Below are 18,204 nucleotides of genomic sequence, written 5' to 3'. Positions count from 1 at the left end.
CTACGCTCAACGTAAAGTTGAGGTAGAAAGTGTGTTCGGTCACATCAAGGGCAATAGGTCGTTCCGCAGATTTTCCTTGCGGGGGCTCGACAAAGTACATGTCGAGTTTGGGATTGTGGCATTAGCCCACAATATGCTGAAAGTAGCAGGCATCCGCCAGTTACTTTCAGAGAAAAATCGAAAAACTCAAAAAGGGCAAGGGAGAAAAACGAATTGTTTTTCCCCCTTGCCTTATTTTTTAGGACTTATCGGACAGTCCCTTCTCTATGTATCAAGGCTCGAGGATGTAGTTGATGGGTAATTTAAAATTATAGGTTATATTGCGGAGGAGTTTTATGAGGAAAAAAAGTTCGCTGCTACTAATAGTGTTTTTAAGTATTTTAATTTTGACACTTACGGATCTTATTGGACCATTTACTACTTTTAGCTCTAGTACAGCAGCCTTAAAAGGGAAAAATGATGAACTGTACAAAGAAATTAAAGCTTATAGAGAGGAACATAAAATTGAACCGATTGATGCAAAAGTCGATAGAGTGTGGAAGGCAATACCTGGTTACAATGGATTGGATGTAGATATTGAATCTAGTTATAAAAAAATGAAAGCAGATGGTAATTTTCACAAAAACAAAGTTGTTTATAAGGAAATACCACCTAATGTCCATTTAGAAAATCTGGCACCCAACCCGATTTATAAAGGGAATCCAGAAAAGCCTATGGTGGCGTTATTAATAAATGTGGCTTGGGGTAATGAGTACATTCCAACGATCCTTACCACACTAAAGGAATCCAAGGCCAAAGCGACATTTTTTTTCGATGGTAGCTGGGTTAAAAAGAATCCTGATCTAGCTAAGATGATCTATCGGGAAGGCCATGAAATTGGAAATCATGCTTATAGTCATCCTGATCTTAACAAGCGCTCTAAAAGTGATACCATGCAAGAGTTAGAAAAGGTGAAAAACGTATAGATTAAACGAGTTGAAATACCACTTCTTCAAATCAGTGAGGACAATAAAATTCGGAGGAACATCTAATTTATATACGGCAGTGCAATCAGCGAAGAAAGTTTACGTTGAATAGAGATATTCTTAAGTACATCCAATATTAATTAATATAGTTCTTCAAAAAAGCCCTTACATTTTAAATGGTCTAAGGGCTTTTCGTATACATTAAAAGGGATATATCAAATTTTTACGGCTACACCTACTAAAAAAGGTACCCTGCTCCATTTAACCTCAGGGCATTACAATAAATCCTCTCCAATAATAAACTAAGAATCATTAAGTCTCGTCCAAACTGTTCTGTAAGAGTAATGCTAATTCGATTGTTTAAAAAACTCACCCAACTTCTAATTTTTAAATGGAAAGTGGTTCCATCTAAAGTATATTCCTCAAATAATTGGGAAATTTAGTAAAGAATGCTGTGAGCGCTGCCCGCGAGATTTTAATTATTTATGAAAGAGAGGAAATTTATTGTTACAACTGAAAGAGTTATATTCAGATCTTCAAAACCAAACTGAAAAAGCAATAAAGGAAATAGAAAATTCTGATCACCCGATTGCGATTTTACTTCAAACTATTTTGAGAGAGCAACTGGAAATGATTAAAAAGCTAATGCAAGAGCTTGCAAATGATGGGGCCGAACTAAAGAACATGACAGAATTTCTAACTATTATTTATCATGATAATGAAATAGCCAACCCTACATTTCGAGCATGGAAAAGAGCGGTTGAATGGATAAGTCTTCCATACCAGGAATCAGTGAGTAATTTGGAGCCTTTGTTCCTGGAGATTAAGACCAACCTTGAACACTCAGCTGCCGAATTGGAAAGGATTTATGGGGCTGAGCAAACGAAGTATATCATTCCTTCTTTTTACATATCTGCCCTTCGCTAACAGCAAAATCTTTTATCTCACAATTAATATCCAAGGAGGAATTTCAATGTCCTGGGAAACTGAAAGAACCGATATAAATGTGTACAGCCAGGGAGATATCGATAAGTGGGTGTACAGTACTTGTAATATATGCTCAATCGGCTGCGGCTGCTATATAGCTGTGAAAGATGAGAAGATAGTTGGAATCAAGGGAAACAGTGCCCATCCCATTAACAGAGGCAGACTTGGCCCCAAAGGGGAAAATCAGTGGTATGCCAACAATAGCCCCGATCGTCTGTTAACTCCCCTGATCCGTGATTCTTCCGGAAAGTTGGTTCCTGCAACATGGGATGAGGCGATGAATTTAATAGTAAAAAAAGCGACCGATTCTCTAAAACAGAAAGGGTCAAATAGCATAGCCATCTATTCAACCGGACAAGGTTTCTTAGAGGATTACTATACAATCGCAAAGATTGGCAGGGCCGGCTTGCAAACTCATTTGCTAGATGCCAATACCCGGCTTTGTACAGCAACTACCGAATTTTGCTTACTACAATCATTTGGTGCAGATGGCAGCCCAACTTCCTTTGATGATGTAGACGAAACTGAAACGCTCATGTTGTTTGGACACAATGTAGCTGAAACGGGTACAGTGCTGTTTGAACGGATAATGAACCGTAAGAAGAAAACAGGAAAACCGTTCATTATCACCGTTGATCCTAGAAGAACACTGACAGCAAAGTCCGCGGACATCCATCTTCAGCTTTATCCTGGAACAAATGTGGCTCTTATAAACGGAATCCTCCATCTGATTTTAACAAATGGCTGGATTGATCAAAACTTTATTGATAATCATACAATTGGGTTTCAAGAAATGGAGGAATCCGTAAAAAATTGGACCCCGGAGAAAACTTCTGAAGTAACGGGGGTACCTATCGACCTACTCCTGCTTGTGGCAGCACAGCTTGGGAAAACACCATCACTTATCACCACCACTCTGCAAGGAATCTATCAAAGCGCTGATGCGACAACAGCATGTGTCGCCATCAATAATTTGCATTTGATTAGAGGGTTAATTGGCAAGCCAGGCTGCGGACCACTCCATATGGCAGGACAGCCAAGCTCATCAGCCAACCGGACAGCAGGCGGGGTGGGAACTTTTCCAGCACAGCGAAATTCGGCCAATCCGTCACATATACAAGAGATGGCAAGGCTATGGAATGTAGAGGAAGCGAAACTTCCGGTGGGACCGGAAAAGGGTATTGAGGAACAAATTGATATGATGGAAATGGGCCAAATCGGCTTCTTTTGGAATATCGGCACCAATCCCATGGTTTCTCTTCCGAATAGACGGCGGGCCAAAGCAGCATTTGAAAAAACATTCGTTGTAGTTCAGGATCCTTTTTTAACAGAGACGGCCGCGGTTGCAGATGTTGTTCTGCCAACTGCTTTGTGGGGGGAAAAAGAGGGAGTGATGGAGAATACAGAGCGAACAATAAATTTATTAAGAAAAGCCGTCAACCCACCGGAAGGAGTAAGAACTGATTTTGAAATTTTGTTAGATTTTGCAAAACGGATGGGTTTAAAGGATCGTGATGGAAATCCGTTAATTGATTACACTACAACAGAAGAATGCTTTGAAGAGTGGAAAAATGTCTCTCGTGGCCGTCCTTGTGATATGACCGGGATATCTTATGAAAAGTTAGAAAAGTATAATGGCCTTCGCTGGCCTGTAAATGAAGAGCATCCTGAAGGTACAACCAGACTATATACTGATTTTAAATTTCCTACAGAAACAGAATATACCCAGAGTTTTACGAAACATCAATTTACAGGACGGCCTTTAACAAAACAAGAATATGAAAGGAAAAATCCAAATGGCCGGGCAATCCTTTATCCAATCACCTATTTACCACCTGCTGAACAGCCGACAAAAGAGTATCCAATGTGGCTGACAACAGGACGACTTGTTTGGCATTGGCATACCAGGACAAAGACGGCTCGATCACCTTTTTTGCATGTAGCTGCTCCCCGGGGATATGTGGAAATCAATGAGGCAGATGCAGAGTTACTTTCTCTTCTTCCTGGAGAACTTATCCGTATCTCGTCCCCACGTGGATGGATTGAGGTTCCTGCAAGAATTGGAAAGGTGGTACAAAAAGGACTAGTATTTGTTCCATTTCATTTTGGCAGTTGGGAAAGACGGGAAGCTGCAAATGAGTTAACAGCGGATTTTACCGACCCACTATCCAAACAGCCAACATTTAAGCAATCAGCATGTAAAATCGAAAAGTTACGAACCCAGCATTTCGTTACTGAAGAAGATACTTTACAATCACTGGCTAATCAATATGGCATATCCGTTGATAATCTACAAAAAGCCAACGCATTAATTTCACCCTACGATATTCAAATTGGAAAGATACTTGAGATACCGGCATCAACCATTAATGTACCAATACCACCGTATTTACCAGAGTGGAAGGTTGGCTCGTTTTAAAAAAGGGATATTAATCCTTGTGAATAAAAAAGAACTTCTATGAAAGATTTCTAATTTCATTTTCAAAAAAGCCCTCAGATTGAATCGTCTGAGGGCTTATGGAATGTATTATTATGATTATCTTCAAAATAGCTTACAACAGCGGAAAAAGAAGGTGGGCCCCTTGCTGCATTATCCGCTGTGAAGGCGAGCGTTGCAATAAATCATCCATTCGCAATGGGACAGAATCACAAAGGTCTTGCTCAATCTGTTCTGTAAGATCTATCGCGACATCTTTACTGTAAAAAAATTCACTCACTTCGTAATTCAAACGAAAACTTCTCATATCGTAGTTTGCTGCTCCGACTTCTGCTACTTCCCCATCGATAACCATCGTCTTCGCATGAAGCATTCCTTTGTTATATAAGTAGATTTGGACCCCTGCTTCCAATAACTCTCCATAATAAGTAAAGCTTGCCCGTTCTACCATTTTTTGATTTACTTGACGAGGTACCAGCAATCTTATCCGTACGCCACGTTGCACAGCCGTCTTAAGCCCCATAATAATATCCTGATCTGGTACAAAGTAGGGTGTGGTGATATCAATGGTCTTTGTGGCTTGTGTTAACCCTATAAAGTACGCTTGCCTAATAAAAGGTGTACGAATACTTGGATCACCTTCTACTGTCTGAACATAGGCTTGGCGCATTTTCTCATTAGTCGGAACTTTATTCGTCTTCGTTCGTTCAACAGTTCCCAACTCTGTGCTCCATTCTGTCATCGTGGTAAATGGTGTTAACCTGCTGGTTTTAGGAATGATTGAGGAACCATCTTTTACTGTTTTTGTTTTCATTCCAGATTTCCCCCTAATATGTTCAGGTGAGGCAATCTTCCAATGGTTCTCGAAAACCATTTTCAAATCAGCTGAAGCTTCACCAACTATTCTTACATGAGTGTCACGCCAGTAGCCTACATTTGGCTTTAATCCAGTATATTCATCCCCAATATTAATCCCGCCGGTATAAGCTTCTTTGCCGTCAAATAAGGCAATCTTACAATGAGCCCGGTTATTCAATGTTGAAAATATCCAAGGGGCACGTAAAGGAAAAATAGTCCGACATTCTATTCCGGCATCCACCATCCGAAAAACCTGTTTTTGGGATAATTTCCTGCTCCCCCAACCGTCTCTTATAAACCGGATATGTACACCTTCCAATGACCGTTCAATCAGTAAGTCCGTAATGCACCTTCCGATTTCGTCGTCTCTATATATGTAATATTCAAGGTCAATTGTTTTTTTGGCGTTCTGTATAGATTCCATAAGTTTTTCGTAAGTATTTATCCCATTTATAAGCACTTGTACTTGTCCAGACTTTAATCCACTCCCGGTTAAATGTTTCAATGCTTTCGCTATTTGCTGAGCTGAGTTGCCAAAGGAATCAGGAAGCATGTCTGTTTGAGAAGAAATAAAAGCTGGCTTACTGCTTCGATTCATACGTATTGGATTTGATGTAATAAGATAGAGCCCAAAACCAATCACAGGGAAGATAAAACTAATGGTTATCCAATTTAAAGCCACTGCTGGTCGCCTTACCTCGCGAACCGCCATAATGAACATAAAAACAGTATTTAATAAGTAGAGTCCAAAAATCCATACCAATTTAAAGCCCTTTCCTTTCTCTTTAAATGTAAAATGGTACCCGTTTATAAGTATCTTTAAAATTTAGTTGCGTAAGGAAAAAGTTGTAATGGGTCCTAGAACCTTGGAAAAATAGCTAAGTCCCACTTAAGGAATACATTATCCCCAAAAGGATAAAATAATTAACTCAAACTTCGCACCTAAATAACTATGTGGAATACTTGGTTCAATTGGAATCCTCCCGGATTCTATTTGGTCCTTGACAAAATGCTTTATAAATACAAAAAGCACCTCATTCTTTGGTATAGTGGATTTGTCTAGAATACACTACCAAACAGAAGAGGTGCCTCCTATATGATAGAGCATAACGACCAAAACAATCAACTACCAAAAGAATTAAAGTCCGTGTTTAATGAATTAGAGATTTCAAACATCTGCGAAATGCTGGAATTAAGAAGAAGTTCGGGTTTTCAGCTTTCAGTTTGTTTCAACTTGTTTTTTGTCTCATTTTCCAACGTAAAAGTTGGTTTAGCCTGCTTCGTTCAAAAAAGGGGGACCGATACCCAGCTAAAGACTCTGTCTATCGATTCTTGAATCACTCAAAGTTTGCTTGGCGACGTTTTTTAACCAATCTAAGTTAATGTTCTAACCGATTCAAATCGTCCCAAAGTATTGATAATCGATGATTCTATGTTTGACCGAAACCGAAGTAAAAAAGTTAAGCTTTTAGCACGTTGTATGGATCATTCCTCTTTAACCAAACGGTTTTATAAAGGTTTCCGTATGCTTACTTTGGGTTGGTCAGATGGATTTACCTTTATGCCTATTGATTTCACACTATTGAGTTCGAAGAACTCACAAATCAACGGAATATCTGCCAATATCGACAAACGAAGTTCTGGATATAAACGTCGTATAGAAGCACTGGAATCAGCTCCCACTGTCATTCCAGGAATGATTGAGCGAGCTCTTACAGCGGGTGTACCAGCTAATTATGTGTTAATGGATACTTGGTTTACACAACAACCTCTAATCCAGTCTATTGTTAAGATTGGTGTAGAAGTAATTGGTATGGTCAAGAACACCAAACAACGCTATCTTGTAAATGGTCGCAGACTCTCTTTAAAAGAACTCTATTTCTACGCCATACCCGTTCAAGGGAAAAAGGGAATTCTGCGGTCTATTCATACAACAATGGCCAACGGCATACAGGTAAAAGTTGTGTTTGTTCAAAACCGTAATAAAAAGAGCGAATGGCTGGCAATTCTTAGCACCGATTGCACGCTTTCTGAACAAGAAATCGTACGAATCTATGGAATGCGCTGGGATATTGAGGTCTTCTTCAAGACGATCAAATCCTTACTACGCCTACAAAGAGAATTCCAAGGCGTTTCATATGATTTACTTATTAGCCATACAACCATTGTATTTTCACGCTACATTATCTTGTCCTGGCAGAATCGCTGCAACACAGATCAACGAACATTAGGTGGTCTCTTTTATGAGCTTTGCGATGAGCTTAACGAACTTGATTGGGCTGTTGCTTTACAGCAACTAATCGAGCTTCTTGAAGATACCCTAAAACAGAAAAGTTCAAAAACTAATCAAAAGTCAACTTCAGCAATGGATCGCTTGTCTTCCCAATTACATCAAGGCTTATTTGTCGATCTCACTCTGCGAAGTTTGAGTTAATATATAAATAAACAATATCATTTTAATTTTTAACGGAATAAGGAAAATATGTTTGCTAAGGAAGAAAAAGAAGTATATAAGGATATTTATCATAGAAAAGACATCGGAGTTTTTTGTCCTATCCCAGAAAATATAATACATGAATACTAAATGCTACTCATCACGCACCCTCATTAGAGTTTATGCAACCATGGAAATTAATTTTAGTTACTTCACATGAAATTAAAGAAAAGTTAACTTGGGTAGCTGATAAGGAAAGAAAAGCATTTGCTATTCATTATGAGTAGAAAAAGAAGGCTACAAGAATCTCCTAAACGAAATTTATAAGTAAGCGTAAATAGGTCCCACCTGTTTATCAGATGGAGCCTCTTTAACACTTGCTTTATTACTCATCAATTTGTTTTGAATTTTTACGAATAACTCCAATCCCCCAAAGGAGCAAGGGAATACCTATCATATTTATGGGGAGAACAAATGGAAGCCAATATTTTTCAAGATAAGAAACAGACGCTACGTTATTATTTGGATAAATCAAAGAAAGTACGATTGATGCAATTGCTACAAACCAAATAACCTTTCGCCAATCCTTTATATTTAGCCATTGAGCTATCCCATAACTAGATACAAATAGATAAATGGACAATTTAATAAAAATACTGAAGATCCATATAACAGTCACAATTATTTCCAAATTTTGCATGAATTGCATAAGGGAAATATATCTCGCCATCTCAAAAAATGGATACCATAGTCGTGAAGACAAATTTGGTCCAAATACCATTAGAATTTCTAGCGTTGAAATAGTCACTAAAATAGCTACAACTCCTACACCCCATACAGCCCAAGTTACCCCTTTTTTCGGTTCTTCTGTAAAAGAGAGTAGCATCATTATTAAAACCGACTCACCATAAAACGATACAGGTGTTAAACTTCCTTGTAAAATAGATTTTAATCCTGAGTCAGTGTAAACGGGTAGAATCTTATCCCATTCAATATTATTAAAATTAAGCAACAAAGTAATAATTACCATTAAAAATATCAGCGGGCCCATGATTTCACTACACCGCCCAATGCCTTCTATTCCCCCTATGCAATTCACATAAATGACTAAAAGTAATAAAAGGACAATTAAAATAATCAATGGGGTTCTTGTAAATAAAGTCATTTGGATTATTTCTGAAGATTGACGAAAAATAACTCCGATCACAGAAAGCCAATGGATAAAATATGGAATCACTATTACTCTCCCTAACCATTTCCCTAATATGCTTTGACTATACTGAATGAATGTTTGGTTAGGATAGAGAAGACTTAGTTTTCCTGCAGCAAAGGTGATTCCTATTCCTGCCAACCCAGCAAAAACAAATGAGATCCAGGCATCCTGCTTTGCTACCTCAATAGCAGGTGATTGTGTCAGTAACAAAACCATTCCAATTTCTAGAGATGCAATCATCCAAAATATTTGATACTTGGAAATTTTCATTTCTGGATCTCACTTTCTTTCAAATGTAATGGAGAACCAGTTACCCCAGTTCGCTCAATATTTATTTCCACTTTAACTGTAATATCTGCATCTGAGAATTTTTTACTCCAATCCTTTTTCCATATTTTCCATTTTTGAGGATATTTCTTATGAACAGATTGTCCAAAACCCAAAATATCTGTTTTATATTCTTTTTGAACTTTTGTAATGGTACTTATCATATGTTCTTGTAAATTCTTATTAAATGAACGTTCTATGATTTGAAGATTCTTCGGCTGCTTTAAGTCTAATACTGTATTATTTTCACGAACCACACCTGTTCCGGAAAGCGTTATATGAAAATCCACTTGATCATTTTGTATAATGGGTTGGATCTTACTTTTAAAATTCATACCCAAAATACCTACATTTCCTTCTTCCTCTACTAAATGTGTGGTGAATTTATGAGTATTTAGCTTGTTAATAATCCACAATCTATCAACTGCCTCGCGATAGGACAAAAATCCAACTAGCTCAAGATCCTGATTGAAAATAGCTCTCCCACCAAGCTGGAAGGTCTCAGTATCCTTTTCTTTCTCCTTTTTAGAACTAATAATTTCAAGAATAGGTACTGTCGGACTAATTCCCTCTGAACTCGCACCTTCCAAAAAATCCTTAAACGTAGTGCTTTCTGGTCCCGCTGTACTTTGGAACATTTTCATTGCAGCAGTAGAAGGCATATCTTCCATCTTGTACTGGACCTCCATAAAATCCAATGCATCCCCGTTTTTTAAAACAAAAAAGTTTGTTCTTATGGGAAGTTCAGGTTCTCGACTGTATACATCAAGGATGTTCGATACCCCATTTCTGGCTAAGCGTTCCCCAATGATAATAACCTTCTGATGACTTAGAAAAACTTTCCTTGAGAGCTTTCTTTGCAAATTCTGAGTTACATCCAAAAGACTTATCCCTGTTGCTGTTTCAACTATGTATCCTTTGCCTTGACCACTACTTTTCTCACCAACTTCCCCAGGAACAACAATCTGAGCACTGCCAATATAATCACCATCTTCATTTTGGTCAAAACCCCACCCCAATATAATTGCCTGATCGTTTATTTCTCTTTCATCCCAACATCCAGTAGTTAAAAACATACTAACAAGTATAATAAGAAATATTTTTAATCTTTTGATCATCTTATCATTCGTTCCTTCCTTCAGGTTTTCGTCCGCCGCCCTTCAGGAATACGGGTTTTATCTTGACCAGCTACCATTATAGGTCGGCGATGCATGCTCCATCTAGGTGCTCGTACTAAAACATCTTTTAGATATTTTGGATTTTGCGGGGCAATCGGACTTAAATAGGGCACCCCAAAGGATCGAAGATGAACGAGATGAATAAGGATGGCAATCATACCTAGAATGACCCCATAGAGACCAAACAGTCCTGCAAGGATAAGTATAGGAAAGCGAAGGAGCCTGTATGCAGTGCCGAAATTATAGCGCGGTACCGCGAATGATGCTATTCCTGTGGCGGCTACCACAATAACCATGGGAGCAGAGATAATACCAGCTTGCACAGCAGCTTCCCCTATAACAAGCGCTCCTACAATACTAACAGCTGAACCAATTGACTTAGGAAGCCGTATCCCAGCTTCACGTAAAGCTTCGAACATTAGCTCCATCATAATAGCTTCAAATAACACTGGAAATGGGACATCCTCTCGTGCAGATGCTATACTTATTAACAAATTCGTTGGAATTAACTGTGGGTGAAAAGTTATTACTGCAACATAAATAGAGGGTAGCAGCAATGAAATATTGAATAAAATATAGCGAATCCAGCGAATAAAGGTTACATAAATAAACCTTTCATAGTAGTCTTCAGCGGCCTGCAACCCCGACCAAAAGGTCATGGGAACAATCAGAACAAATGGAGTATTGTCCACCAATATGGATACTTTCCCTTCCAGTAAACTGCCGCAAACGATATCGGGGCGCTCGGTGTTTTGAACTTGCGGAAATGGAGAAAAAGGAAAATCCTCAACAAACTCTTCAATAAAACCAGTCTCGATTACTCCATCAATTTCAATTGACTCTAGTCTTTTTCTTACTTCCTCAATAACAGAATCACTTGCAATTTTTTCAATATATACAATTGCTACATCCGTTTTTGAAAGTACGCCAATTGTAAATGCCTCTATTTTCAATCTAGGGCTTCTAATTCGTCTTCGGATTAAGCTCGTATTCACACGTAATGTTTCTGTAAACCCGTCTCTTGGACCACGTATGACAGTTTCGGAGGAAGGCTCTTCAATGGACCGTTTTTCAAAACCTTTTAAATCAGCAAGTAAAGCAGTTGTTTCTCCCTCGACTAAAATGGCGACATTTGCTGTTAATATCCCATTCGTTAATTCATTTACACTCTGGGTTGATTTTATTTTAGCAACGGCACGAAGCTGATTTGCAACAAATTCTTCAAATATAAATACTTCACTTTTTTTGTCAGATGTCCTATCAGGATTTAACATCATCTCATCGAGAGGTTTTGTGTCACATAAACCATCTATATAAACAAAAAGTAATTTTGTTTTATCGTTTATAGGTACAACACGAAACACAACATCAGAACATTGATGAAAAACATCTCGCAAAAAACCTTCATTAGCTGAAAGGTCTGAACTTATTAGTATATCTGGTTCTTCATTAGAAAGAGAATCCATCTTTTCTGAAAACTTATCTTCTTTTCTTTTTCTTACGTTTAGAAGCAATTTCAAGACCATTCATCTCCTCTCGCGGTATAGTTTTCCAGAAAGAAGATGAATTATACGGGTTTGATTTTGTTCAGCTAAAATATGGATGCAGTTCCCTATTCTCTGAAGAAGGCCTTTTATTTAAACGTTTGATGGTAAACGGCAAATAATCCCCATCTTATGTCAGATGGGGATTTAGTGTATTTAACTGATTAAAAGAATATAAGAAACTGGTAAAGTTGTTGACCAAGGTAATAAATGATCCAAGGCATTTTTGTCTGTCATAACCTGTTGGGAAGTTGCTGAAATAAATAGGGATTGAATCCATTTCTAAAGCAGTTTCCAAGATATAAATAATTGCACTTGCCCTTGCACCTTGGGGACTATTACGTTATACCGGTTTTTCCTTCCAATCACAACTCGTTTGATGAGCACTCACTTCGATTATTGTGAATCTCTTTCATACCAAATGAATAAGCCATTGGGAGATTTTCTGTTTGCTTTTAATGGCGTTGTATTTCTTTCCTGCCTTCTTTTCCTATCAATCATAGGTTTAATTTATTGGGTTTCTATCGATTTACAAGTTTGTTTGCTGGTAACCTAACTTCTACTACAGTACCTTCATTTTCTTTACTTTTTATATTTATTGACCCGTTATGTTCCCGAACAATTCTAAAACATATCATTAAACCTAAACCTGTACCCTTTTCTTTATTACTATAGAACGGCTCACCTAATTTCTGAACTCGCTCCTTACTTATCCCTATTCCATTATCGATTATTTTTATTAGGATATTTTTCCCTTCTATACTGCCTTGGATTTTTACAAACCCATTTTTAGGAATTGCTTCAATACTATTTTTAATGATATTAATGAAAACTTGTTTTATTTGGTTTGAATCACACATAATCTGAGGAAGATCTTGTTTATTCTCTTGGAAAATTTCTACGTTTTTCAAATTTGCTTCTGGTTTTAATAAAGTCTCAACTTCTTTAAGTATATTTTTAATACTAACCTTTTTTAATTGAATTTCTTTTGGTTTGGCAAGATTAATAAATTCTTCAAGAATTTCCTCAACTTGTTTAAACTCTCTGGAAATTACTTCGAAAAATTCTTTCTTCGTGATTCCTTCCTCTAAAAGTTGAATGAATCCTTTTATAGAAGTTATAGGATTTCTAACTTCATGTGCAACACCTGCAGCTAGTTGACCCACAACCGCTAATTTCTCTGATTTTGAGAGTTGTTCTTCCATTTCCCTTTTTTCCGTAATATCTCTTCCCACTAGTATAAAATGTTCTGGAGCGCCATTCTCTCCAAGGACTGGGGTACCTAGTCCTTCAATTAATAACGATTTTCCATCAACGTTCACAAAACGAGCTTCCATCCTTAATGGATTCATAGTGTTTAATACTTTTTCAAATTCCATCATTACGCTTTGCTTGTCATCAGGATGAATTAAATCAAACGATCTTTTACCTATATATGATTTTAATGGGTTACCCAATACATTTCCAAGGGAAGGTGATGCATACTGTATCGTTCCATTTATATCTAATAACATTATTATGTCCGTCATGTTTTCAGAAATCAGCCGATATTTAGCCTCGCTTTCTTGTAAAGCTTTCTCCGCTTTTTTACGTTTCGTTATATCTATACATGAACCTATGACTTGTACTACTTCTCCAGCTTTTTTAATAGGACGTAAAGTTGTAAGATAATTAATTCCATTTAGCTCTCCCTCATAAGTAACAAATTCCTCTCCTTCCCACGCCTTCTTATAGTAGGCAGTTTTATCGAGGGCAGTTCTATAAGGAAGAAAATCAGCCAATTCTTTTCCGATCACTTGAGAAGGAATCATTCCAAGACGGTATAATAACTCCCCGTCACATTGTGTATGAATAAATCGTTCATTCATTTTTTTATACTTAAATATCATCCCTTGCTGCAAACGAATCGTATCGTGTAACTCTCTTTGGGATGATTCCAATAATTCTTTCAATAACAATTGTTGGTTTATATCTTTAGGGATTCCATGTTCTTCAACTATTTTTCCTATTTCAAACCGTTTTTCTTGTAATTGGAATGCAGTTAAGGGCTTACTTAAAAAATTTCCTTGTCCTTCATCACATAAATGTTGCTGCAGAAAAACTAATTGTTCTTTTGTTTCTATCCCTTCAGCTACTACAATCAAATTTAAATTATGAGCCATTGAGATAATGGTTTTAACTATAGTTTCATCATTTGGGTTGTTTCGAAGTTCATTAAGGAAAGACTTGTCCATTTTTAATCTATCAACAGGAATGTTTTTTAAATAACTTAATGAACTGAAACCTGTACCAAAATCATCGATACTAATATGGACTCCAATCTTTTTAAGCTGTTGTAATATTGAAATTGTACGGTCAATATCAATTGTCATACTTTCAGTAATCTCAATTTCTAAAAAGTGAGGTTCTAATCCTGTTTTGTGAAGAATGGATTCAATGGTATCAATAATAGTAGTCTGATTAAATTGAATAGCTGATAAATTGACGGAAACAACTGTTGAAAAACCTTGTTGCTGCCAAGTTTTATTTTGTTTACACGCAGCATTCAAAACCCATTCTCCAATTGGTAAAATTAATCCTGTCTCTTCAGCAATAGGTATAAATGTTTCTGGCGATACCATTCCCCATTCTAGATGGTCCCAACGAATCAATGCCTCGACACCCACAATTTTCCCCGTATTTAAATTGATTTTAGGTTGATAGTGAAGTAGTAACTGATTATTTTCTATCGCCTTGTGGAGCTCTAACTCTAATTTTAAAGCGTCTACTCTTCCTTCATTCTCATCAAAGGCGTAGAACTTATATTTATTTCTACCCTCTTTTTTCGCCTTATACATTGAATTTTCTGAATGTTTTATTAATAATTCTTCACTTTGCCCATCCTTAGGAAACTGGCTAACCCCAACGCAGATTGAAATTTTTATGTCAAACCCATTTACACAAAATGGACTTGAAAATGATTCAATTATTCGTTCAATCACAGATGAAATTTCATGATCATCAAGGTTTTCCAACGTTAGAAGAAATTCATCACCAGAGTAACGAGCTATGAAACCAAATTGAATTATTATTTCCTCAATTTGTCTCGAGATTTGTTTTAATACCCAATCACCTACTCCATGACCATATGTATCATTTACATTTTTAAAATTATTAATATCAATAAATAAAACAGCAAATGAGCCATCAATAGATTGTGATTTTATCTTGCGTTTTAAGTATTTATTAAAGTAAAAACGGTTAGGTATTTCTGTTATAACGTCGTAATTAGCTAGAAAATTAATATTTTGAAACTCTTTCTTCTTTTCTGTAATATCTCTAAAAAGTACAGACAAGCCTTCCCTAGAAGGAAATGCCCTTATTTCATACCATCTATTATTAAAAAACTCTTCAAATTCTACAGGTACTTGTTCCGACAATGCCCTTTTATATCGCGATACAAATTTACGCAAGTCACTGTGTGGTAATACATCATGAATATATTGCCCAATTGCATTTTCTCGTTTAATTTGTAAAAGTTTTTCTGTAACATTATTTATATATTCAAATTTTAATTTATTATTTAACGAATAAAATCCATCGGATACTCGCTCCAAAATATCTTTAGTATTAATTATAGCACTCAATGGTGATCTCCTTTCGTTAGGACCTAAAAAAGGAACTAAATTATTCACCAATATATTATACAGTTATTTCCACCGCAACGACAAATTTTATATAATACATCGATATTCATAAAACACTTTGGGCTTTCATCCATTATTAATCCCTTTTTGAAGAGTGTACCTAGCATCATGGTATTTATCGCTCTACAACTAAAAGCTTCGTTAGCCCAACCAGAAAAAGCTGCTCAGTTAATGGCAGCTTGATCTTTAACTTTTGAATACCGGTTTGTTGAATAAGGGAACTGAATCTCACCAAATTCTTTTCGATTTTTTGCATGGGCTTGGACTAGAGTGTTATGTTTACTAATTTTCTCATCTTTACTTAGTTACTATTTAAGTTGTGCTATCTTTATTTATTTGATTTTTGATATAACTATATTTATTTGATTGAACTTGCCTGCAATTTGGAACAAGAGGACTTGTCCTAATTTGCAATGAAAGATTATTTAATGTTTTTGCAAGAAGTTCCCGTTCCGATTCAGATATAAGAAATTCTACCCCATACCGATATATACCTTCTTCATTTTCTTCCTTCCAAACTATGCGCCCTTTTAAATAAAATTCTTCACCAAGAATCTCTATTTCAAACTCATAAATAATATCATGATTAACAGAAAGAAGGAGATGGGATAAGAACCGAAGTCCACCAAGTCCGATATCTTCAACTAAAATCTCGGTACGCCCTAATTGAATATCCTTATTTTTAAAACTTATGATTGTCATTTGTGAACTCATTGGGTAATATAGCTCTACTCTGAAATAATTTCGTTTATTTTCGTAGTAACTTTGTTTTTCGACTTTTGGCTTTAGTACTCTATTTCCTAACAAATTTAATAAATCAGAGACAGGAACTGGTTTACTAAAAATATAGCCTTGAATTTCATCACATTCTTGCTGTTTTAAAAACTGTAGTTGTTCAGGAGTCTCAACACCTTCGGCTACTACACTCATACCTAACCCGTGTGCTAATTGAATAATGGACTTTACAACAGTTGAATTCGAACTATTAACGGATACATCTTGAATAAATGATTTGTCTATTTTTAACACATGTATCTTATATCTCGTTAGATAGGACAGAGAGGAATAACCTGTCCCGAAATCATCCAAAGATACTCTTACGTTCAAATTATTAAGATCATTTATGGTTTTCTCAACAAGACGCTGGTTATCTAAAATTGAAGTTTCAGTTATTTCAATTTCTAACCATTTTCCTTCTAATTTAGTTTCTTCTAATAGCCTCGTTATGTTCGGAACAAAATCAGCAGAGATAAATCGATCAGCAGATATATTTATTGATATAGGGATTAGATTTAAGCCTTCATTTTGCCAGGAATGTAGAACTAGACACACTTTTCTTGCAACCCAATTTGAGAGGGAGTGAATCAATCCTGTTTCTTCCGCAATAGGTATTATATCGGCGGGTGTTAACATTCCCCAATCTGGATGATTCCATCGAATTAATGCTTCAGCACCTTTTATTTCACCTGTACTCACTTTTACTTTTGGTTGGAAATGTAATTCTAACTTGTTCTCATCAATAGCTTTTCGTAAATCAGTTTCTAACGACAACCTTTTGTAACTATAAATATCCATCATTGGATTATATTCTTCTGCCTTACTTCTCCCCATATCTTTAGCATGATTAACTGCTATATCAGAATTCTTCATTAAGGTTTTGCTATCTTCACCATGTTGAGGAAATACACTAATTCCTATACTTACAGTTACAAACAATTCATAATCATCGACAATAAAGGGTTCTTCTTTTACTTTTGTGATAATTTTTTCAGAAATAGTATGAATTTGTTCGTTTTCAATCGTATTGTTTAATATAACTGCGAATTCATCCCCACCAAGTCTTGCTATGAAACCCTGATTACTAATGATTCGAACCAATCGTTCAGCAAACTGTAAAATAAATTTTTCACCTATTATGTGACCCAGTGTATCATTTATATATTTAAACCTATCTATATCCATGTAAATTAAAGCGAATGATTGCTTTTTACCTTTTGATTTCTCAATTAATTCATTTAATTTTTTCTCTAATAAAATCCGATTTGGAAGATTTGTTAATAGGTCATAAAATGCCAAATGCTCAACTGTTTGTTCATACGATTTTCGTTCTGTAATATTAATTGCATATCCAATTATTCCTTCATCAGTTGGAATAACTCTTACCTCTAACCATTCTTTTGTTGGTTCATAATAATCTTCGAACGTAACTGTAACTCTTTCTTCCATAACCTTATGGTAAAAATCGTAAAACTTCGTACCCACTGCCTGCGGAAGTACCTTCCAAATATTTTGTCCAATAAGTTCTTTTCTCTCTTTATTTACGAACCTCTCCATCTTTTTGTTTGTATATATAATCTTCCAGTTACGGTCAATTATAAAAAAACCATTGGTTATATTATCCAGAATCGTTTCACTTGGTGGTAAATAAGTGACATTATCCTTGCGTTCTAAATTTTCACTGGTAAGATATGATTTATTAAATAATTTCATATATCCACAATCCTCATCTAAACTTTTCGACATTATTTGACAATATTTTATCACAAACGACATCAATTAAGAATAACTACTATTA

10 protein-coding genes and 1 pseudogene are annotated in these 18,204 nt (G+C 36.1%); 5 read left to right on the top strand and 6 right to left on the bottom strand.

Annotation, left to right across the window (positions count from 1 at the left end; genetic code table 11):
* From E1I69_RS25100 to E1I69_RS21620, 4 genes are all read left to right on the top strand, one after another.
* A partial coding sequence (locus tag E1I69_RS25100; RefSeq protein ID WP_242634670.1) for a transposase occupies positions 1-301 on the top strand: 301 nt, incomplete at its 5' end.
* A gap of 34 nt (positions 302-335) precedes the next feature.
* On the top strand, positions 336-965 hold the full coding sequence (locus E1I69_RS21630; protein ID WP_136381615.1) for a polysaccharide deacetylase family protein: 630 nt from the start codon (positions 336-338) through the stop codon (positions 963-965).
* Positions 966-1,469: 504 nt separating this feature from the next.
* Positions 1,470-1,892, top strand: coding sequence for a hypothetical protein (locus tag E1I69_RS21625; RefSeq protein WP_136381614.1), 423 nt, complete (start codon positions 1,470-1,472; stop codon positions 1,890-1,892).
* Between the two features lie 46 nt (positions 1,893-1,938).
* Positions 1,939-4,371, top strand: a complete 2,433-nt coding sequence (locus tag E1I69_RS21620; protein ID WP_136381613.1) for a molybdopterin-dependent oxidoreductase — start codon at positions 1,939-1,941, stop codon at positions 4,369-4,371.
* A gap of 133 nt (positions 4,372-4,504) precedes the next feature.
* Here E1I69_RS21620 and E1I69_RS21615 read toward each other — a convergent pair whose 3' ends face one another.
* Positions 4,505-6,010 (bottom strand): phospholipase D-like domain-containing protein, encoded by a 1,506-nt coding sequence (locus tag E1I69_RS21615; RefSeq protein ID WP_136381612.1) that lies wholly within the window; start codon positions 6,008-6,010, stop codon positions 4,505-4,507.
* A 333-nt stretch (positions 6,011-6,343) separates the two neighbouring features.
* Here E1I69_RS21615 and E1I69_RS21610 point away from each other — a divergent pair.
* Positions 6,344-7,676 (top strand): annotated as a pseudogene (locus E1I69_RS21610) (IS4 family transposase).
* A 390-nt stretch (positions 7,677-8,066) separates the two neighbouring features.
* Here E1I69_RS21610 and E1I69_RS21605 read toward each other — a convergent pair.
* The 5 genes from E1I69_RS21605 to E1I69_RS21585 all read right to left on the bottom strand — a co-directional run bounded on the left by E1I69_RS21605 (position 8,067) and on the right by E1I69_RS21585 (position 18,119).
* Complete coding sequence (locus E1I69_RS21605) at positions 8,067-9,164, bottom strand: GerAB/ArcD/ProY family transporter (RefSeq protein WP_136381611.1); 1,098 nt, start codon at positions 9,162-9,164, stop codon at positions 8,067-8,069.
* A complete protein-coding gene (locus E1I69_RS21600; protein ID WP_136381610.1) occupies positions 9,161-10,339 on the bottom strand; it encodes a Ger(x)C family spore germination protein in 1,179 nt (392 codons plus the stop codon). The genes E1I69_RS21605 and E1I69_RS21600 overlap by 4 nt, the downstream gene beginning before the upstream one ends.
* Before the next feature lie 20 nt (positions 10,340-10,359).
* Positions 10,360-11,925, bottom strand: coding sequence for a spore germination protein (locus E1I69_RS21595; RefSeq protein WP_136381609.1), 1,566 nt, complete (start codon positions 11,923-11,925; stop codon positions 10,360-10,362).
* Between the two features lie 539 nt (positions 11,926-12,464).
* Complete coding sequence (locus E1I69_RS21590) at positions 12,465-15,569, bottom strand: EAL domain-containing protein (RefSeq protein ID WP_136381608.1); 3,105 nt, start codon at positions 15,567-15,569, stop codon at positions 12,465-12,467.
* Positions 15,570-15,941: 372 nt separating this feature from the next.
* The gene (locus E1I69_RS21585; protein WP_161974959.1) at positions 15,942-18,119 is read right to left on the bottom strand and encodes an EAL domain-containing protein; all 2,178 of its coding nucleotides are present in this window, start codon (positions 18,117-18,119) and stop codon (positions 15,942-15,944) included.
* Positions 18,120-18,204 lie beyond the last annotated feature (85 nt).

Origin of the sequence: Bacillus timonensis (assembly GCF_004799755.1) — a bacterium.
Classification (GTDB): domain Bacteria; phylum Bacillota; class Bacilli; order Bacillales; family Bacillaceae_L; genus Ferdinandcohnia; species Ferdinandcohnia timonensis_A.
The sequence above is the reverse complement of the archived record's forward strand: the minus strand, read 5'-3'. Positions and strand labels throughout refer to the sequence as shown.

Excerpts from the sequence above, each read along its gene's own strand:
- E1I69_RS21585 (WP_161974959.1), bottom strand. The coding sequence starts at position 18,119 with ATGAAATTATTTAATAAATCATATCTTACCAGTGAAAATTTAGAACGC.
- E1I69_RS21600 (WP_136381610.1), bottom strand. The coding sequence starts at position 10,339 with ATGATCAAAAGATTAAAAATATTTCTTATTATACTTGTTAGTATGTTT.
- E1I69_RS21595 (WP_136381609.1), bottom strand. The coding sequence starts at position 11,925 with ATGGTCTTGAAATTGCTTCTAAACGTAAGAAAAAGAAAAGAAGATAAG.
- E1I69_RS21620 (WP_136381613.1), top strand. The coding sequence starts at position 1,939 with ATGTCCTGGGAAACTGAAAGAACCGATATAAATGTGTACAGCCAGGGA.
- E1I69_RS21630 (WP_136381615.1), top strand. The coding sequence starts at position 336 with ATGAGGAAAAAAAGTTCGCTGCTACTAATAGTGTTTTTAAGTATTTTA.
- E1I69_RS21605 (WP_136381611.1), bottom strand. The coding sequence starts at position 9,164 with ATGAAAATTTCCAAGTATCAAATATTTTGGATGATTGCATCTCTAGAA.